Origin of the sequence: Saccharicrinis carchari, assembly GCF_900182605.1 — a bacterium.
In the GTDB taxonomy this organism is placed as follows: domain Bacteria; phylum Bacteroidota; class Bacteroidia; order Bacteroidales; family Marinilabiliaceae; genus Saccharicrinis; species Saccharicrinis carchari.
In genome coordinates, this window is record NZ_FXTB01000007.1 from 33,344 (window position 1) to 54,402 (window position 21,059).

Genomic DNA, 21,059 nt, shown 5'->3' on the forward strand with positions numbered 1-21,059 from the left:
TGATAATTTCAGGATGCCAATAGTCCTAACCGGACGACAACTAACCACCATCCGGAACGAAGCGACATTCCGCCATCTAAAATTTACACAGCTGGCTTTTTTCTTACAAACAGGAAACCACCGCAGCAATAAGCCAATCAGTATCCGCCACCTTACATCTTATCCGGCACATCAATTCCCAATAGCCACATGGCATTTTTCAATGTTTTACCTACCGTTTTACACAATAACAAACGCATCATGCGCTTGTCTTGATCCTCCTCGAACAAGATCGGACAATCGTGATAAAACTGGTTATACTCTTTGGCAAGGTCGTAAGCAAAGTTAGCGATAATAGCAGGCGAAAACACTTTACCTGCTTCGGCTACCACGTTGGGAAAGTTGGCAATAGTACGAATCAGATTGTTCTCCTTCTCTCCTATTTCTGCATTGGTTGGCGCTACAGTGGCCACTTCAATCCCTTTTTCGGCAGCTTTACGAAAGATGGATTGGATACGTGCATGGGTATATTGAATAAAAGGTCCTGTGTTACCATTAAAATCGATAGACTCTTCGGGATTAAAAACCATATTCTTTTTGGGATCCACCTTTAGGATAAAATATTTTAGGGCACCCAGCGCTATCATATGATATACTTTTTCGGCCTCTTCCGGAGTATAACCGTCCAGTTTACCTAACTCCTGCGACATGGCCCGGGCGGTGCTCACCATCTCGTCAACCAAATCATCGGCATCAACCACGGTACCTTCGCGCGATTTCATTTTGCCTTGAGGCAGTTCTACCATACCGTACGAAAAATGCACAAGGCCTCTGCCCCATTTAAATCCTATTTTATCTAATAGCAGCGATAACACCTGAAAATGATAATCCTGCTCGTTGCCCACTACATAAACCATTTTATCAATATCAAAATCGTCGAAGCGCAGCTTGGCCGTACCGATGTCCTGTGTCATGTACACCGAGGTACCATCTTTGCGCAGCAGCAGTTTTTCGTCTAAGCCTTTATCCGACAAATCGCACCAAACACTACCATCCTCTTTACGGTAAAACACGCCTTTTTCAATACCATCGAGCACCATATCGCGGCCAACGGTATACGTATCCGATTCGTAATAAATCTTGTCAAAATCAACACCCAGTTTTTTATAACTTACGTCAAAACCATCATACACCCATTGGTTCATCATCTTCCAAACACGATACACCTCTTCGTCCCGGGCTTCCCATTTTAGGAGCATGTCGCGGGCTTCAAGAATTAACGGGGCATTATTTTCGGCATATTTATTGAGCTCTTCGCACGCATTAAATTGTGCTATTTCCTGCTCGTTGAGGCCTTGCTTGGTTTTCTTTTTGTTTTTCAAGGCCCTAAAAGTGGCCTTAAAATCATCGACACCCTCCAGAGCCGGATACTCCGAAATTTTTTGTTGGATGATTTTATTCATCTCGGCCTTATATTCCTGGTCGAATTTAACGTAGAAATCGCCCACTAAATGATCGCCTTTTTTACCTGCCTTTTCAGGGGTAATTCCCCTACCCCATTTTTTCCAGGCCAGCATCGATTTACAGATATGAATACCCCTATCGTTCACAATATTGGTTTTAACCACTCGCTGACCGTTAGCTTCGGCAATACGCGATAGCGAATAACCCAATAGGTTATTACGAATATGTCCTAAATGAAGGGGTTTGTTGGTATTGGGCGAGGAATACTCAATCATCATCAAGGGAGCATCGGCATTAGCACGCACGTAACCATGCTTATCCTGCCCGGCGATAGAATTGATTAATGCAAGCCAAAAATCGGCTGCCAGCTCAATATTTAAAAAGCCTTTTACCACATTAAAATTAACCACGTTAGGATGGCTGTGCAAAATGTGTTTGCCAATATCGTTGGCGGTATCCTCCGGCGATTTTTTTGATATTTTAAGTAGGGGAAAAACCACAATGGTAAAATCTCCCGTTAAATCTTTACGGGTGATTTGAACCTGTGCCTGTCCTTCGTTTATATCTTGTCCGTACAATTCTTTTACGGCGGCAATCAACTTGCCTTTGAGCTGCATTTCTATATCCATAGCTGCTGTACTGCGTTAAAATTCGAATGAAAGTGCAAAGATAAAAAAGTTATGCTATTACTATTGAGCTTGGGTGAGTGGGATTACGTTTTAACAGGGGTGATAATCGAATATTTAATATTCAAAAGCATGTATTCTTTTTAATTCAAGATTTAAACTGTATTTTTTTTAACCACAACATAAATTTCAACCATTCAAAATACAAATACCGTATCAGGTAAATCCTAAATGCTTTGTCCGTAAGTTCGCTCAGCGCAATCGCCCTTCAGTTAGTTCAAACTCAATGTCTATCAGGTATTCACCACTAATGTTTTGCCCGTGATATGTAGCCGGTATCCATTGCCAATGTGCAGGCATTGTTTTGGCCACTTTCATCACTTCTTTATCGAGCAAGGGGTGTAGTTTTTCTTTGAGATACAAACTGGTTACTTCTCCCTTTTTATTAATATTGATGGCTAACACCACCTTTCCGCTAATGTTTTTATTTTTTGCCTCGGTGGGATAATAAATATTACGCACCATATATAAATACGGAATGATGGGGCTACCATGGAACAAAATTGGCGTTTCCATATATTCCTCAGGCGTTTGCCGGGTACTAATCTTTATTACCTTATGGGTGTTATAATCGTACTCGAACTCAAATACGCCATCGAGCGAAAAATAAGCCCACCTACCGTATTTCTGATTATTTTTAAAGGCACCTTGCTCAATAACGTAATCTCTGTATCGTTTCAAGTATCTACCCTCTTTGATGGAGGTGTCTGAAGCAAGCGCAAGATATTCCTCGTAAAAAGCACCATTGGATTTCCGGATGGTTTTAAGCTGCTGACCATGGACACCTATTGCGATGCTTAGCAATACGATAAAAAACAATCTCTCTTTCAAATTATTTATTATTAGTGGTTTAAACAACTCCTAAATACCGGCTAAGCATATTCTCGCGTACAAACTAAACATCATTTACTACAATTGGATGCGGTCAGTCGGGCTTAAGGCCTTGCTAAGTTTTTTGCCTTTTATTTTAAACCAACGTAATTTTTTGCTCTACAAATTTCTTTTTAAATAATCGCTCATCATCTGGTACAAATGCATTCTGGTGTTTCCTCCAAAAATACTGTGATTACGGTTGGGATAAACGAACATATCAAACTGCTTACCCGACTGCACCAATTGATCCACGTATTCCAAGGTGTTTTGGAAATGCACGTTATCATCGGCAGTACCATGTATCAATAACAGTCTTCCTGAAAGATTATCCGTCATGTTTATGGGCGAGTTTTCGTCGTAACCTTTGGCATTTTCCTGTGGTCTGCGCATGTATCTTTCGGTATAAACCGTATCGTAATAGCGCCAATTGGTTACCGGGGCTACGGCAATACCTACTTTAAATATCCCCTTGCCCTTGCTCAAACAGCTCGAACTCATAAAACCACCATAGCTCCATCCCCAAATGGCTATCCGTTCTTTGTCGCAATAGTTAAGCGAACCTAAATATTTGGCAGCTTCAATCTGGTCGTCCGATTCGAGTTTACCAAGTTGCATATAAGTGCATTTCCTGAATTCCTCGCCGCGCGCACCTGTTCCTCGTGGATCCACGCAGGCTACCAGATAGCCTTGAGCAGCCAAATACTGCTCCCAACCGATTCCCCATTTGTCCAATACCTGCTGCGAGTTTGGACCACTATACTGTGTCATCAGAACCGGATATTTTTTGTTGGGGTCAAAATCCAGGGGTTTTATCATCCAACCGTTCAGCTCAATACCTTCGGATGTTTTAAAGGTGAAAAATTCTTTGGGTGATAAGCGGTATTCTTTTAAGGTAGCTTTAAGTTGAGCGTTATTCTCAAGTGTACGGATGAGTTTACCACTTTGGTTGTGCAAGGTTACTTGTTTGGGTGTTGTGCTGTTTTGATAATAATTGATAAAGTATTTAAAGTTACTACTGAACTCAGCTTCGTTAAAACCTACTTTTTCCGACAGCTTATAGCTTTTTTTTCCATTCAGATTTACCGCATAAACTTCCCTTTGCATGGGCGCGTGTTTCGCGGCCTGGTAGTAAAGCATTTTTTTTTGGGTGTCATAACCATAAAACTCCAACACATCCCATTTGCCACTGGTAATCTGGCGCACTTGCAAGCCCGCCATAGTATATAAATAAATGTGGCTGTATCCGTCCATTTCGCCCACATAAATAAAATGTTTGCCATCATTTAAAAAGGTAAGGTTGTCCAATACTGTTTCCTCCACAAAATATTCGTTTCGGTCGGTAAAAATATTTTTTGTAAGGGTACTGGCTGTATTGGCAATAAGTAAATCAAACTGATTTTGCAAGCGGTTCATTCTCAATATACCCAGCATGCCTTCGTCGTGCGTCCAGCGGATGCGTGGAATATAATACCCCTCCTCACCCTTTATGTTCATGGTTTTGGTGGTGCGATTTTTAATATTGAAAACACGCACGCTCACCTTCGAGTTGGCTTCGCCCGCCTTGGGATATTTGAACTTATATTCTCCGGGATACAAAGCATACTCCTTGTTCGTGGGGTAACTGGCCTGGTATAAGGGAAACGAAAACTCTTTGACCTCAGATTCATCAAAACGTACATAGGCCAGCTCCTTGCTATTAGGCGACCATTCCATCGCCTGGTTGTAGCTAAACTCCTCTTCGTAAACCCAGTCGGGAATACCATTTAATATTTTATTTTTCTCACCATCGCTGGTGATAGGTGCTACGGTACCAAATTTTAGGTTGCTGATATAAATGTTGTTATCTTTTACAAAGGCAACCATCTCCCCATTAGGCGAAAAAGTAGCCACCTGTTGTTTGCCACCCTCAAACAGGGGGTTTATTTCTTTATTTTTTAAGTCGTATACATAGTAATCGGCTTTGAACGAACGACGGTAAACACTAACCCTGTTGTTATATAGCAATATTTTACTTTCATCGTTGTTTAGCGCATAGCCCTGGATATTTTTAACAGGACAATCTTCAATCTTATTCAAATCTATTAATACACCCACCTGCTTTCCAGTAGCATAAGCATACTTGACAATTTGAGAAGCATTATTTTCGATGGTAGTATAGTGAATGCCATCGTTCATAGACTCCAAACCACTGACCGATTTGGCACGGAGAGCTAGGGACTTTCTCGTATTGAGCTCCTCGAGTGTAATCGTTTTATTTTGAGCCGATAGTGTTAAAGGCAGCAATAGGCCAACAAGTAATAATATCCTGTTCATAATAGCTGTGTTTGTTGATATATCGTTTTATTCTATAGGCAAAACTATAAAAAAACGCCATAGATGTTTTATCTATGGCGTTTTTTATTTTTTAAAAAATCCCTGGCTAATACTCATCTTCATTAAAGAAAAAATCATCTTTACTAGGATAATCGGGCCATATATCTTCGATGCTTTCGTAAACATCTCCCTCGTCCTCAATTTCCTGTAGATTTTCTATAACCTCCAACGGTGCACCCGAACGAATGGCAAAATCAATTAATTCGTCCTTGGAGGCCGGCCAGGGCGCATCCTCTAATTTTGATGCCAGTTCTAAAGTCCAATACATACCCTGATTTTTTATAAATAAGTTGTTAAATAGATTCTGTTAATTTTGTGCGAATATAAAGAAAAAGTAATAACCTACAAATCCGGAATCCAAGGAATTTCATTTATATTAAAATGTTTTGCCAGATAACGGGATAAAACAAATAAATAGTCCGACAGTCTATTTAGATATCTTATTACCCAGGGGTTCACTTCGCTTTGGTCGGCCATAGCCAGCACACGCCTTTCGGCTCGTCGGCAAATTGTACGCGAAATATGGCAATAACTAACCCCCGGATGTCCGCCGGGCAGCACAAAATGTTTTATGGGTGGCAACTCGCTATCCATCCGATCCATTTCCTGCTCAAGGCCTTCGATAACACTTTCGTCGTAGTTGAGTTTATCCCGTAAGTCGGTGGCATTTGAATCGGTAGCCAAATAAGCCCCAACAACAAAAAGCTTGTCCTGTATGTCGATAAGTTGCTTTTCACTTTTTTCATCCACCTTGTAGGAACGAATCATACCGATAAAAGTGTTTAACTCATCCACGGTTCCATAGGCCTCCAGCCGATAATGGTTTTTTGCAACCCGGGTACCCCCAATCAAACTGGTTTTACCCTTATCTCCTGTTTTAGTATATACTAAACTTTTATTCATCTTAATTTTTTGTATTGCGCAGGAAAATTTAAGCATTTACATTCTGTCAATATTTAAATTGACCGACACAACTTAACAAGATCCCACCATATTTTTTTTGAAGGAACAACTATCCTTTTATAATGTTCTATTTAAAATTGCTCACTCATGGTTACTTTTTCATTAATTGTATCCGATTCTATCAATCCGTCGCGCAGGCGGATAATTCTATGGGCGTATTGGGCAATATCCTCTTCATGTGTAACCAGTATAATGGTGTTGCCCATGGCGTGTATATCCCCAAACAAACGCATAATATCTACTGAAGTTTTTGAGTCGAGGTTTCCTGTTGGCTCATCGGCCAGTATGATGGACGGATTATTGACCAGCGCTCGGGCCACGGCTACTCTTTGGCGCTGCCCCCCGGATAGTTCATTGGGTTTGTGTGAGGATCGATCTTGTAATCCTACTTTACGAATCACATCGTTACCTTTTTTTAATCTTCCCTGTTTTGACACTCCGGCATAAATAAGCGGCAGCATCACATTTTCCAGGGCTGTATAGCGAGGCAGCAGATTAAAGGTCTGAAAAACAAAACCAATTTCTTTGTTCCGTATTTCGGCCAGTTCATCGTCGCTCATGCGGCTCACATCGGTTCCGTTTAACACATAGGTACCACCAGTGGGCGTATCAAGGGCTCCTATAACATTCATAAGTGTTGATTTTCCGGAGCCGGAAGGCCCCATGATGGCAACATACTCACCTTTTTTTATAGCAACATTCACTCCCTGCAATGCTTTTACCACCTGCACACCCACTTGGTAATGCTTGGTAATACCCCTAATTTCAATGATGTTTTCATTCATTACATCGCGTTTTATTTACTAGTAACAAAGATAATTTTTTTAGTGTAGGGATAAAGCAGAAGTAGTAATATTTTAGTGGATGAGGCCTTATTCATTATTCTGTATTTCTATTATCAATGCAGCCCGGTGGGTTTTGAGAACTCAAACAAAATACTTTTTCCTTTAACGCTTAAATAAACCAAATAAGTTAATATTAAAATTTAGCGAATACCCGCTACCCATTCATGTAAATCAAGTGATAAAAAAAACCCGGCTTAATTTGCCGGGCTTTTAAATTTGCGCTTATTACTAATGCGCTTTAATCCATTCTTTTAATTTTAATACTGCGGAACCAAACGTCGTCGCCATGATCCTGAAGACCAATGTAACCTTGCCTGTTTTCGCCACCGGCATTAATCATCTCCTGCCAGCCCTTAAATTTACTATTTTCAATCATTTGCTCCCATTCCGGTGTCCAGAGATGGTACTCCAGCACCACTTCATCATTTTGCATATGAACCACGGTACCTTTATAAACAATGATGGCTCCCGTATTCCACTCACCATATGGTTTCGAATTTTGTGGCGTGGCAGGTATCATATCGTACAGTGAAGCCGACATGCGGTTATTGTCCTTTCCCAAACGTGCATCAACGTGATTCTCATTGTCGAGTATCTGGTACTCAGGCGAAGAACGCCAAATAGGCTGATTTTCTACTTCCTGTCCCAAATAAAAAACGCCGCTATTGCCTCCTTTGGATACCTTCCATTCAAAATGCAGCTCAAAATTTTTAAACTGCTGGTCGTAAATAATGTCGCCACCATCTTTGGCACCTGCCTCACCCTCGCCTGAACCATTAATCTTAATGGCATCATCTTCGATACTCCAGGCAGCGGGAACATCCTTGCGCCCATAACCTCTCCAACCGTCAAAATTTTTACCGTTAAATAATAGTATCCAACCTTCGTCCACTTCTTCGGAGCTGAGCATATTGGGTTTCGTTTCTGATTTAAGCATAGCTTCTGAATTGCTGGTGTTTTTTTTGTTGCTTCCGGTTCCACAGGCTCCCAAAGCCAACAGGCCGGCAAACAACAACGATAATAATAAATTCTGTTTCATTGAAAAAAAATTAATGTTATACTTAATTTAAATTAAAAACCTATAAAGGCATATCCGGTAAATCAAAACCATTATGATAAGTGTGCTTAATCAGCTCATCGGCAAAAGCCCTGGCATTTACCGGGTCGGTCCACTTTTTAGCAAAGCTGGGGTGACCGTCTGTTATTTTAAAACCATCCTCTATAACTGTGCGGATAGTTTCGTTGTCGCCGATATTGGTAAATTTCATATTCTGACCATCCCACTTGAGCTCTTTGTTGAGGCTTTGCAAGCGTACCCCCAACACGCCCATCACAACAATCTCGTTAAAAGGACCTGCTTCGTTAAAGGCCGAAGTGGGTTCTATACGATTTTCGGGACTTTCCTTACAGGCACGTACCCAGTCCATTTCGTGACTTACCGGTACCCTACGCAGTTTTTTGGGAGCTAAAGGTTTACGCCCACTCAACAACCAAGGATCCTTACCATAGCATCCGGTCACCAGCACATCTTTACTGCCATAAAAAATAACACCTCCCCCTGCATCGTTCATGTCTTTACCTGCGGGCCATCCCTCCGGCATTAAAGGTTTTATTCCGCCATCGTACCAGTTCACCTCTACTTCGGGCATTTTCATTTTATCTTTTTTATTTCGCGCCGGGAAAGTGAGCTTTACACGTTCCGAAACAGGAGCACAATCGGTGAGCAATAAGGTAGAGCTACCTTGCACAGCCGTTGGGTAACCCAAATCCAGACCTTTAAATACGGGATGCAGAATATGGCAGGCCATATCACCCAGGGCACCTGTACCAAAGTCCCACCATCCACGCCAGTTCCATGGGGTATAAATTTCGTTGAAAGGACGCATAGGAGCCGGACCTACAAATAAGTCCCAATCCAGCGTATCGGGTACCCAATGCCCTTGCGATGGCCTGTTGAGTCCCTGTGGCCAGATAGGTCGGTCAGTAAAAGTATCTACCCGGGTCACTTCTCCAATTTCGTTGTTCCAAAGCCATTCACAGGCTTGAGCCACGCCTTCACCCGACGCACCCTGGTTACCCATTTGAGTAGCTACCTTATATTTTTTGGCCAGGTTAGTGAGCAGGCGCGATTCATAAACCGAGTGGGTGAGTGGTTTTTGAACATACACATGCTTGCCCAAGGTAATGGCATGCGCCGTTATAGCAGCATGCGTATGGTCGGCAGTGGCCACAACTACAGCATCAATGGAATCACCCATCTCATCGTACATCTTGCGCCAGTCCCAATATTTTTTTGCCTTGGGATAATGATCAAATACACGCTGCGAATATTTCCAGTCTACATCGCAAAGGGCAACAATATTTTCTGTTTCCAGCGCTTTTAGATTGGCAAAACCCATACCGCCTATACCCACACAAGCAATATTGAGCTTATCGCTGGGGGCTTTTCGATTAAGTCGCCCCCCCATAGCTACATTAGGGATAACAGAGATACCGGCAGCAACAGCAGCGACATTTTTAATAAATCGGCGACGGCTTTTCCCGTCAAAATCATGGTTGTTTGTCATAATGAAGATAGTTATAAATAAACAATCGGTGTTTTTAGGATTCTTCTACCCGCTGCAAGGCGCTTAACCTTGCACTAAATCGCCAACAATATAAGAAAAAAAAGAGTGTTCCGAATTGAAAAAAAGACAAGATCCTAGGCATTACCTTTCCATAGATTCTGTTCCACCCAAGCTCTCATTTCCTGCCAGACGATTTTTAAATGGCTTGTAATTGTTAAAACGATACGTTATAACAAAGGTGAGTACAGGGGTATGTATCTTCTGAAAATAATGGTCGCTAAAGCCGTCTCCTCTGTTGCTGTTTTCGCGATTATTGGTCGAAAAAACATCGCGCAACTCCATTACGGCGGTCACCTTTCTTTTATGAAAGTCTCTGCGCAGCGCCATATCAAAAGTATAAACCGGTTGGTATATCCCCTGTGAGGTTATCCTTTTGCTGTAATAACGCCAGTTGCCTTGCACTTGTGTTAATAGGTTTATCTTTAGCGTTTGGTTTACCCTATAATTCCATGTAATCCTTTGCTCATAAAAACTATAATCGCCCCATTGTCCTTTTACCTTATAATTATAAAAGCTGCCCATCAAATCTACCCGCCACCATTTTAACAAATCAAAACTGTAGGTGGCATCCATTCCCAAATAATAATCCTTGCCTACATTCTCGGGCGAACGCTGTATGATATTATCCTGGTAAACTCTTCTCACCCACTCTATTTTATTATGTGTTATGCTGTAGTAGGTTTCGAGCGATAAATAGGACGACTCCATTTTATTCAAGTAATTCAACTCGTACGAGTCTACATATTCGGGTAGCAAAGCACTGTTTCCGCGTCTTATATTAAACGCATCTTCCCAGGTATAAAATGGCTCAAAATGATACCCCTGTGGGCGTTCTATCCTTTTGGAGTAGCTGGCCATCACCTCCTGACTGGATGCTATATTGTACGAAACATGTGCCGAAGGAAATAAATCGTAATTATCCAAACTCTCATGACCCGCATCCACCGGCCTATCCGTTCCGCTACTCACGAGCTTCACCTGTCGCTTGCTATATTCGCCCCGAAGCCCAACCTGATACCTAAAATCAGATAACTGATTACCCAACAAGAGGTAAAGCGCATGAACATCCCGTTTATACTTTACCTTATTATTATACGGCAAATTCTCCATAAAAACACCTGTTCCATCCTGGTCTTCCAATAATCTGGTAACATCTTCGTTACTATCGACTGTACTCTGATAGCCCGCTTCAAATGTAGCCTTACTGCCCATGGGTTTTGTGTAGTCCAACTTTGTTTGCCAACGATACATGGGGCCTTCTTCGGTATTTTCGCGTGCTTCGAAAATCGCCCCACTGTCAAGTTTAAGTAGATTTTTGTTGTATGCCTCCTTTTCCCAGTTTTTATACGAAACGTTTGCGCTCAACTGATGCGCATTGACAGCAAACTTATGTAGATAATAAACATTGACCGATAAGCCATCATTACCCACAAAGGCATCTTCGTGGCTTAAATATTTATATTCATCTATATTTTTATTGTTATACCTGGCATAATTCAGATCGGAAAAGTTATGTCTGTTGCGACCTCCGTAATTAAAGTCCACCGCGATCGTATTCAGGGTATCGATTTTAAGCTCGGCACCTCCCTTCAGGTTATAATTATGCCATCGTGTTCGGATTCCACCCTCATGTTCCACCGTAAAAGTACTGTCTTGGTTAAAGGTCTTTCGGTAACCATTTTTGTCCCCCTTATAATCGGCATAGTTGTAATCGGCTCCAAAAAATCCTTTCCACTTTTTCCCCTGTAAATTTAACCTAAAATCGGCACCTAAATTATTGGTACCGATCTTTCCATTTGCCACACCACTCAATCCATTCGTGCTATTTTTTTTACTTATCACATTAATAATACCGGCGGTTCCTTCGGCACTATATTTTGCCGAAGGGTTGGTAATTATCTCAATAGTTTGGATGGTTGATGCTGGTATTTGCCGCAAGGCTTCGGATGGTTCCAACAGCGATGGCACACCATCTAACAATACGGTAAATTGTGTGCTGCCCCGTAACGACACATTGCCCTCTATATCAACGGTAAGTGATGGTACATTTTCAAGTACATTGACTGCTGAACCCGAAACGGCCGTGTAATGCTCACTCACGTTCACCACTTTTTTATCTAACTGAAACTCCAGGGCGGCTCTTTCGGCCAGCACTTCTACCTCACCTAAGTATTTTGTACTTTCGCCAATAACTATAGTCCCCACATCTACTCGCTGCTTTTTTTTGTCGATTACCACACCCTCAATTCGTTTATTTTGATAACCCACAAAGCTTAGCTCCAAATAATACTCCCCCGGCAACAAGCCATCAATTTTAAAATGTCCGTTGGAATTACTGATAACACCCCCCACTAAGGCGTTATCCTTGTTTTGATACAGCGCCACACTTACATACTGTAGCGCAACATTACCCTTTGCCGATACTACGTAGCCGTGTATAGTAGCCTTAGGAACCGATGGTTCTGCCCCACCATCTATAGCGAACAAGAAAAACAACAGCCCTATAAAACAGACATGCCTGTTGATGCAAAAAAGCTTTTTTTTAGTGAGCACACATAGCCTATCCATTCATCAACTTGTATTAATCCTTTTTAAATAATTTCACCAAAAATAAGAGAAACTATTTAATAGTACGAAGAAGAAGAAAAATAATACTTAAAATGATTTACACTGCACCACTTTCCTTGTCCTAACCTTTATGGGTGATTGTGCAAAACTTAAATTACCGTATTACACATCTCATTTACTTTAGTAATGGGATTGGAATTACAGATTAAAGATAGCGTTTTACAGGTCGGTAGTTATGTATTTTTTCCAGTTCTATCTTTTTTTCATTCGTGGCCAACACGTATTCCGCACATCTATCCGAACAAGTCATATGGTATTTCTGGCCACAACTTTCACACTGTAAAAACAACAAGTTGCAACGTACATTGGCACAATTCACGTGCGTATCGCAGGACGCTCCGCACTGATGACAATGGCTAATCACCTCGTCGCTGATGCGCTCGCCGAGCCTATTGTCAAAAACAAAGTTTTTCCCTCTGAATTTATTTTCCCGGCCTTTTTGCGTCACCTGACGTTTATAATCGATAATACCACCCAACAATTGGTTCACGTCTTTAAAACCATGGTGCTTAAGGAAGGCACTTGTTTTTTCGCATCGTACGCCGCCGGTACAATAGAGGAGTACTTTCTCCTCTTCTTTTCCTTTCAGCAAATTCAACACTTCGGGTAATTCTTCGGCAAAAGTTTCCACCTGTGGAGTTAAGGCACCTTGGAACTTTCCTATTTCGCTTTCGTACCGATTACGCATGTCCACCACAATAGCTCCCCTATCCATCGCCCTATTCCACTGGTCTGCATCCAGGTGATTTCCTACATTGCTCGTATCAAAAGCATCGTCGGGCAAACCGTCGGCCACAATTTTGTTCCGCACTTTTATTTGAAGTTTTAAAAAGGATTTACCATCGTCTTCAATCGCCCTTTTAAACGGGATATCTTTTAGGTATTTATTGTTATTGATATTATCGACAAATAAATCCCAGTAATGTTCGGGCACATTCATTTGCGCATTAATACCCTCCTTGGCCACATATATCCTGCCCAAACAATCCAATTGTTTCCATTGGGTAAAAAGCTCGTTTCTAAACCCATAGGGATCATCAATACCTATGTACCTGTAAAACGAAATAGTGATACGCCTGAAAGTTTCCTTGTTTAATTTGTTGCGCAACTGTTCCGGCCCCCATCTGTTTATCAAATCTGTTCTACCTTTATTTGGATCCATATGTATTTTTTTTTGCAAAGATAATAAAGATATTAAGATGTTAATATACATATATGACTTAGAATATGAGCCGAAGCAGAGGGAATGTGCTGTAATGGAGTCAGCATTTCTAAAAAAAAGTATGGTATTTTTATGTTGCGCAAGATAATGCCAGATAGCTCCCTGCAGGCCATAAGTAAAATCTATTATAACAAAATCTATTATCTATTCTCTTTTTATTACCTTTGTGCTCATTACAATTATGGCATAATAATGAAGAGAGATTTTTCGACGTTTAAGGTATTAGGTATCACGCTATTGGTGACAATGTCGTCGTGCGTGGTTGGATCTATTCAATTGAATGCCGAAACCCTGCGCACGTATGGAATGGAGCTTGGTATTAGCACCGGTGAAGAAACACAATATACGTCAAAACAGAAAAAATCAAAAACCACTTCCCCTTCAAAACTCAGGATAAATCATATCATCGAATCGGGCAGAACCCATATCCCATTTCCTGTTGTTTCTATCAACCATGCGCCCCTTGTTTTTCATGTATCCTTGGTTTATTACCCCGCCTACCTGATTAACAAAGCTATTCATACGCGAGCCATTGGCTATTCATCATTGTATCAAGGCATGAACTTCCAAAACAGGGCCGGACCAGGGACCATTTAATGCAGACAGGCATCATATAATGGCCTATGTGCCCATCTTATTATTATCATTCACTTTAAATTTAACCACAGCGGGATAATCCATACTTTATGTATTTATCCTCATTGAAAATATTATTATGGCATTTATAAATCAAATGGTTACCAAATTGTTTGGTAGCAAATACGAGAGAGACTTAAAGGAGTTGAACCCTATTGTAGATTTAGTGAAGGCACTTACTCCTGAAATTGAAAAACTGAGCAACGACGAGCTGCGCAACAGGAGTAGTAAGCTGAAAGAACGGATTTTGAACCATATTAAACCCGAGCAGGATAAAGTGCTTGCATTGAAAGCTAAAACTGAAGATAACTCCGTTAACATTGCAGAAAGAGAAAATATATATAGTGAGATAGATAAAATTGAAAAAGAGATTGACGACAAGCTCGAGAAATTTTTAGGCGAAGTACTTCCAGAAGCTTTTGCCATATTAAAAGATACGGCCCGCAGGTTTACCCAAAACGAAACAGTAGAAGTTACGGCCACACAATTCGATAGGGACTTGGCTGCCACCCACGATTTTGTTGAGATTGAAGATGACAAAGCCATATGGTTTAACTCGTGGGAAGCCGGTGGGAGCACCATCACATGGGAAATGATACATTACGATGTACAATTGTTTGGTGGTGTGGCCCTCCATCAAGGCAAAATTGCCGAAATGGCAACAGGTGAAGGTAAAACGTTGGTTGCTACCCTTCCGGTATTCTTAAACGCCCTTACCGGACGTGGCGTTCATCTGGTAACCGTAAACGATTATCTGGCTAAGCGTGACTCCGAATGGATGGGACCCCTCTACCAATTCCACGGTCTTTCAGTAGATTGTATCGATAAGCATCGCCCTAACTCCAATGAGCGACGTGCAGCATATATGAGCGACATCACCTTTGGCACCAACAATGAGTTCGGTTTTGATTACCTGCGCGATAACATGGCCATATCGCCCGAAGACCTGGTGCAACGCAAGCACAATTATGCTATTGTAGATGAGGTGGACTCGGTATTGATTGACGATGCCCGTACGCCCCTGATAATATCCGGCCCCATTCCCAAAGGCGACGATCAGTTGTTTGATGAGCTTAAACCCAAAGTGGAAAAACTGGTAGAAACACAGCGCCAGCTGGTAGCAAAGATACTAGTAGATGCCAAAAAGAAACTCAAATCGGACGATAAAAAAGTAGCTGAAGAAGGGTCTTTGGAATTACTCCGTGCCTACAAAGGTCTTCCGCGCAATAAGCCCTTAATTAAGTTTTTAAGTGAGCCCGGTATAAAAGCCCACATGCTTAAAACAGAAAACTTTTACATGCAGGAGAACAGCAAAAATATGCACATCGTAACCGATACGCTATTTTTTGTGATAGATGAAAAGCACAACTCCATTGAGCTTACGGAAAAAGGTATTGACCTGATTACCGGCGCTTCGGACGATCCGCAGTTTTTTGTTTTACCTGATATAGGTTCGGAGATAGCTGAGCTGGAGAAATCGAACCTGAGCGACGAAGGCAAATTGGAGAAAAAAGATGCACTTTTACAAAGCTATAGCGTAAAATCGGAACGTGTACACACTATTAACCAACTTTTAAAAGCCTATACGCTTTTCGAGAAAGACACCGAATATGTGGTAATGGATAACAAGGTAAAGATAGTGGATGAGCAAACAGGCCGTATAATGGAGGGACGTCGTTACTCCGACGGGCTCCACCAGGCCATAGAGGCTAAGGAACGCGTTAAGATAGAGGCTGCTACACAAACCTACGCCACCATCACCCTTCAGAATTATTTTAGGATGTACAGCAAGCTATCCGGTATGACGGGCACGGCCCAAACCGAAGCTGGTGAGTTGTGGGACATCTACAAGTTAGATGTGGTGGTAATCCCCACCAATAAACCAATTATACGTAACGACTGGAACGACAAAGTATATAAAACAAACCGCGAAAAATATAATGCTGCTATCGAAGAAATCGTTGGTCTGGTAAAAGCCGGACGTCCGGTGCTGGTAGGTACTACTTCGGTAGAAATATCGGAGCTATTGAGCCGAATGTTAAAAATAAGAGGCATAAAGCATAACGTACTCAACGCCAAACTACACCAGCGTGAGGCCGACATTGTGGCCGAAGCCGGTGCTAAAGGCGTGGTTACTATCGCCACCAACATGGCCGGACGTGGTACCGACATTAAGCTGAGCGACGAAGTAAAAGCAGCTGGTGGCCTCGCTATCGTAGGCACCGAGCGACACGAATCACGACGAGTGGACAGGCAGTTACGCGGTCGTGCCGGTCGCCAGGGCGATCCGGGTAGCTCCCAGTTTTTTGTGTCGTTGGAAGACAACCTGATGCGTCTGTTCGGATCGGACCGCATTGTAAAATACATGGATCGTCTGGGCGTAGAGGATGGTGAAGTGATTCAGCACTCTATGATTACCAAATCTATTGAGCGTGCCCAGAAAAAAGTAGAGGAAAACAACTTTGGCATCCGTAAACGATTGCTGGAATACGATGATGTGATGAACTCGCAGCGCGAAGTGATTTATAAAAAACGCCGTCATGCATTGTATGGCGAACGTATTCAAGTGGATTTATCGAACATGATTTATGATATATGCGACAATATCGTGAACGATTATCATTCCAATGCGGATTACGAAGGTTTTAAGATGGAACTCATACGTGTTTTTTCCGTTTCTTCGCCATTTAGCAGTCAGGAATTTCTGAAAGGAAGCCCCAACGAAATGGCGGATAAGCTTTACGACAATGTATGGAATGCCTACCAACGAAAAACAGAAGCCATTGCAGCTCAGGCTATGCCCGTTATAAAGGATGTGTATGAAAACAAAGGGCATCAGTATCAAAATATTGTGGTGCCCTTTACCGATGGGCAAAAAATGATGCAAATTACCACCAACCTCAAAAAGGCCTATGAATCCAACGCTGCCGAGTTGGTTAAGTCTTTTGAAAAGTCGATTATTCTTATGACCATCGACAATGCCTGGAAAGAGCATTTGCGCGAATTGGACGATTTACGAACATCGGTACAGAATGCCTCCTACGAGCAAAAAGATCCTTTGCTCATTTATAAATTCGAGTCGTTTGAACTGTTTAAAACCATGCTGAACAAAGCCAATAAAGATGTGGTTTCTACCTTGGTAAAGGCCAGCATTCCGGTACAGGATCCGCAGGAAATAAAACAAGAAGAAACACGTAAGCGCCAGGATTTAAGTGGGTTGATTTCGAGCAGAGAAGGATACGACGGCAATGGCGACAACAACAAACGTGCAAAGAAAAAAGCCCAGCCGGTGCGAGTAGAGAAACGTGTAGGACGAAACGAACCCTGCCCCTGCGGAAGTGGTAAAAAATACAAGCAATGTCATGGGAAAAATGTAAATGTGTAGGGGCTTAAAAGTTAAAAAGTTTATAATTCTGAGTTGAAAGTGTAGAGCTTAAAAGCTTTGGCAACGAGCATGGAGCAAAGGCACTCTTACGGTGGATGGAGAACAGGCATTTGACTTTTTCTTTTCAACCATTCAAATGTAATTAGGCTCGCAGTAAATCCTATAACCTGAAAAATGTGTGCATTTTTCAGGTTAATAGTAAATAATTACAATAATTGAGAAAGATGGAGGGATGGAAATTTATCTCTTATCTCCGTATCTCAAAATCTAAACAATATGGTATTTGACTTTATTACCTGGACGGTAAAACCGGAAATTTTTAGTCTGGGGCCTATCTCCGTTCGTTACTACGGATTGTTTTTCGCCATCGGCTTTATGCTGAGCTACAACCTGATGGAAAAGATGTTTAAATGGGAAAAAATCCCCCTGCCCTGGTTGGAGAAACTGTTTATTTATGTGGTGGTAGCCACCGTATTGGGTGCCCGGTTGGGGCATGTATTCTTTTACGGATGGGATTACTACTCGCAGCACCTGGGCGAAATATTAATGGTATGGAAAGGCGGACTGGCCAGCCATGGTGGCGCCATAGGAATCGTTATCGCCATTATGATATACTCCAAAAAAGTGTCTAAAAAATCACCTATCTGGGCATTGGATCGCGTGGTAGTACCTACTGCCATGACGGCTTTTTTTATACGAATGGGCAACCTGATGAACTCCGAGATATACGGCCATGCAACAGATTTACCCTGGGGATTCCGATTTGTAGATAACTTTTACGAGTGGCTGAACGGGGCCGAGCCCATTTTAACCCAGCCCTCGCACCCAACACAAATATATGAAGCCCTCGCCTATCTGGCCTTGTTTGGGCTATTGCTATGGATGTACTGGAAAACCAACGCGAAGGATCGCACCGGATTAATTTTTGGGGTGTTCCTTATTGGCACTTTCCTGTCGCGCTTCTTCATCGAATTTGTAAAACACGACCAGGAAAGCTTTGAAGCCGATATGGCCTTAAACATGGGGCAATGGCTCAGCATCCCCTTTGTTTTGGCGGGCATCTATTTTATATGGAAAGCACCAAAAGCAATACCGGTTAAGAAATAACGACCTCTAATGTAACGATTAAAGCGAATAAAAAGGGCTTTGCTACCCACCTGTTTCAAAGAAAAACACTTCGACACATTCGTTTTATTCGTGGTTGACATTGGCGAATAGCGCAGCTGTTTTTTTGGACGTTAAAGTTGGATTAACGAAAAGTATCTAATCTGACTGATACAAAAAGAAAACCCCGTTGGAGATTTATCCAACGGGGTTTTATATTAAAAAGTATTATTTATCAATTCCCATCTTCTTCGCCGGGCAGTTTTTTTAACTTCAGCCTGTCGCCTGTTTCGTCGGCTATTCTTTTGTAATAATCATTGCTGTAGCCCGGGAACTCTGCAGGAAGCGGGTTGCCGTGCGCATTGCGTAAAAACTCACCATCCACTTCGCGGTGCAGGTTACCGTCGAGGTATTTCACCATCAAAAACTCGTCGAGCGCTTTCCATTCGTTCAGGGTCAAGGTACTCTGGGTGAGCGCATACTCCGTTAAAAACGCTTTAGCTTTTTGCGGATCCTCTTTGTGCAGGGCAAGTGCGGCCTCATCAATAACCGGCATAAAGTCGTTAAACTTGTCCTCCAGCCTCTTTTGTACCTTTTTTATGTCCTCTATCATATAACTATATCGGGCATAAGCCTGGTTAGATACGCGGTTAAATATCCAGAACGCTGAGGTGGATGAATACTCCAACAGGCTACCATTACCCACAGCAAACTCATGCGGAATAGCTTGAATGCCGCAATAAATAGGCACGTAAACCGAAGTGGCCGCATCATCCACACCAAACCAAAGAATACCTCCGATAGCATCAGGCATCCAACTGCGCAGCTGCGCCACAAACGAAAATCCGGTTTGCTGGGTGGCGATGGCACGCTCATTAATGTATTTCTCACCTTCAACTTCCCAGGTGAGGGGGCGGAAGCGGTAGGGCTTGCCAAAGGGGCCTGCGCCGGGATCTTTGGTCATATCGAGCGAAGTACCTTCAAAGTGGTTACGCATGATATTTTGCACATCGCGGTACGATATTTTTTTCGAAGGTTTCATCCACAAGGGCATCCTTTCGCTGTCCTCGCCTTTTACGTAACCCTCGTATTTATCCATCTCGGGGTTCATCAACCTAAAACCGGCCCACACGCGGGCTTCGCAAAAACGCAATGCACCATAATCCAAGGGTGCATAGGCATCACAAAAGCTAAAGTCTTTCTTTTTTCCATCAAAATAACCTTTGTCTTTGGCAAAGCTGAATACATCTTCTGAGTAAAGGCAGTTCTCCTCATCGTTAAGCGGGAAATTGGTGATACGTGCCTGGTTGGCATGACCGGACACCATGCCGTCGGGAATTTTAAGTGCCACCCATACAGCGCCTTTATTGCCAACGCCCTTCCCTATCATCTCCATAATCCACACTTCGTTTTTGTCGGCTATCGAAAACGACTCGCCGGAGCTATAATAGCCATACTCGGCCACCAGATCCGTCATTACCTTGATGGCCTCACGGGCAGTTTTACTACGTTGCAAGGCAATATAAATCAGGCTGCCATAATCCATTATACCCGTGGTGTCGCGCAATTCGGAGCGACCACCAAAAGTTGTTTCGGCAATAGCCACCTGGTGTTCGTTGATATTGCCAATAACGGTATAGGTTTGCTTGGCTTGCTTTATTTTGCCCAGATACTTGCCCGTGTCCCATTCATATACCTCCAGCATGGCATTATCGGGCCAGGTTTGTCCGGGCCAGTAATATAGCTCCCCATAAAGATCGTGCGAATCGGCCGAATACGATATCATAGTGGAGTTATCGGCCGAGGCGCCCCTGGTAATTAAAAAGTTGGTGCAGGCACTACCTAACTGCGGAAATAGTAAGCCAATGCCCATCATAAGCGAGAGTAAAAACTTTGCTTTGCTCATAAGTGATATATTTATATGTTAAAAATCTTAGTGTTCTTCACAAAAATAACACTTTTTGGCAGATGCGAACCGTAATCGAATAATTTGACGTTTTATGTTTTTATATTGTTAAAAGCAGGGGATCAAATTATAGTATGATGTACCATTTAACATATATTCAATTTTTTTTATATTTGTTTGGCAGGATATAAAGACTATTAACTAACAAATTTTTTGTTTCATGAAAATATCCAAAGCTTTATTGATTGTATTTTTACTTTTTGTTCTACAATTACTGATAACGTTATCGTTGAGTTGGTTGGCCGATTTAATTGCATTAGATACTAAATACTTTGAGCATTACTTTGGGATGGTTTACTTACTAGCTA

The 21,059-nt window shown here is 42.1% G+C and carries 14 protein-coding genes; 3 read left to right on the forward strand and 11 right to left on the reverse strand.

Going from position 1 to position 21,059, the window contains the following annotated elements:
* Positions 1–152 precede the first annotated feature (152 nt).
* The 10 genes from argS to trhO all read right to left on the reverse strand — a co-directional run bounded on the left by argS (position 153) and on the right by trhO (position 13,600).
* Entirely contained in the window at positions 153–2,072 is a 1,920-nt protein-coding gene (argS, locus tag FN809_RS12775) for an arginine--tRNA ligase (protein WP_142533918.1), read from the reverse strand.
* A gap of 249 nt (positions 2,073–2,321) precedes the next feature.
* Positions 2,322–2,960: an energy transducer TonB gene (locus FN809_RS12780; protein ID WP_142533919.1), complete on the reverse strand. Its 639-nt coding sequence runs from the start codon at positions 2,958–2,960 to the stop codon at positions 2,322–2,324.
* A 159-nt stretch (positions 2,961–3,119) separates the two neighbouring features.
* On the reverse strand, positions 3,120–5,315 hold the full coding sequence (locus tag FN809_RS12785; protein WP_142533920.1) for a S9 family peptidase: 2,196 nt from the start codon (positions 5,313–5,315) through the stop codon (positions 3,120–3,122).
* Positions 5,316–5,421: 106 nt separating this feature from the next.
* Positions 5,422–5,643 (reverse strand): DUF2795 domain-containing protein, encoded by a 222-nt coding sequence (locus tag FN809_RS12790; RefSeq protein WP_138531309.1) that lies wholly within the window; start codon positions 5,641–5,643, stop codon positions 5,422–5,424.
* A 74-nt stretch (positions 5,644–5,717) separates the two neighbouring features.
* Entirely contained in the window at positions 5,718–6,278 is a 561-nt protein-coding gene (locus tag FN809_RS12795) for a cob(I)yrinic acid a,c-diamide adenosyltransferase (RefSeq protein WP_142533921.1), read from the reverse strand.
* A gap of 131 nt (positions 6,279–6,409) precedes the next feature.
* Positions 6,410–7,123 carry an ABC transporter ATP-binding protein gene (locus FN809_RS12800; protein WP_142533922.1) on the reverse strand — a complete coding sequence of 238 codons (714 nt, stop codon included), beginning with the start codon at positions 7,121–7,123 and terminating at the stop codon, positions 6,410–6,412.
* A gap of 298 nt (positions 7,124–7,421) precedes the next feature.
* On the reverse strand, positions 7,422–8,222 hold the full coding sequence (locus FN809_RS12805; protein ID WP_142533923.1) for a 3-keto-disaccharide hydrolase: 801 nt from the start codon (positions 8,220–8,222) through the stop codon (positions 7,422–7,424).
* Positions 8,223–8,262: 40 nt separating this feature from the next.
* Positions 8,263–9,750, reverse strand: coding sequence for a Gfo/Idh/MocA family protein (locus FN809_RS12810; protein ID WP_142533924.1), 1,488 nt, complete (start codon positions 9,748–9,750; stop codon positions 8,263–8,265).
* A 141-nt stretch (positions 9,751–9,891) separates the two neighbouring features.
* The gene (locus FN809_RS12815) at positions 9,892–12,378 is read right to left on the reverse strand and encodes a TonB-dependent receptor domain-containing protein (protein WP_142533925.1); all 2,487 of its coding nucleotides are present in this window, start codon (positions 12,376–12,378) and stop codon (positions 9,892–9,894) included.
* Positions 12,379–12,583: 205 nt separating this feature from the next.
* Positions 12,584–13,600, reverse strand: coding sequence for an oxygen-dependent tRNA uridine(34) hydroxylase TrhO (gene trhO, locus FN809_RS12820; RefSeq protein ID WP_142533926.1), 1,017 nt, complete (start codon positions 13,598–13,600; stop codon positions 12,584–12,586).
* 252 nt (positions 13,601–13,852) lie between these two features.
* Here trhO and FN809_RS12825 point away from each other — a divergent pair, with 252 nt between their 5' ends.
* The 3 genes from FN809_RS12825 to lgt all read left to right on the forward strand — a co-directional run bounded on the left by FN809_RS12825 (position 13,853) and on the right by lgt (position 18,788).
* Entirely contained in the window at positions 13,853–14,257 is a 405-nt protein-coding gene (locus FN809_RS12825; protein ID WP_142533927.1) for a hypothetical protein, read from the forward strand.
* Positions 14,258–14,375: 118 nt separating this feature from the next.
* Positions 14,376–17,681, forward strand: coding sequence for a preprotein translocase subunit SecA (gene secA / locus FN809_RS12830; protein WP_142533928.1), 3,306 nt, complete (start codon positions 14,376–14,378; stop codon positions 17,679–17,681).
* 276 nt (positions 17,682–17,957) lie between these two features.
* Entirely contained in the window at positions 17,958–18,788 is an 831-nt protein-coding gene (lgt, locus tag FN809_RS12835; RefSeq protein WP_142533929.1) for a prolipoprotein diacylglyceryl transferase, read from the forward strand.
* A 232-nt stretch (positions 18,789–19,020) separates the two neighbouring features.
* Here lgt and FN809_RS12840 read toward each other — a convergent pair whose 3' ends face one another.
* Complete coding sequence (locus FN809_RS12840) at positions 19,021–20,691, reverse strand: dipeptidase (RefSeq protein ID WP_142533930.1); 1,671 nt, start codon at positions 20,689–20,691, stop codon at positions 19,021–19,023.
* Positions 20,692–21,059 lie beyond the last annotated feature (368 nt).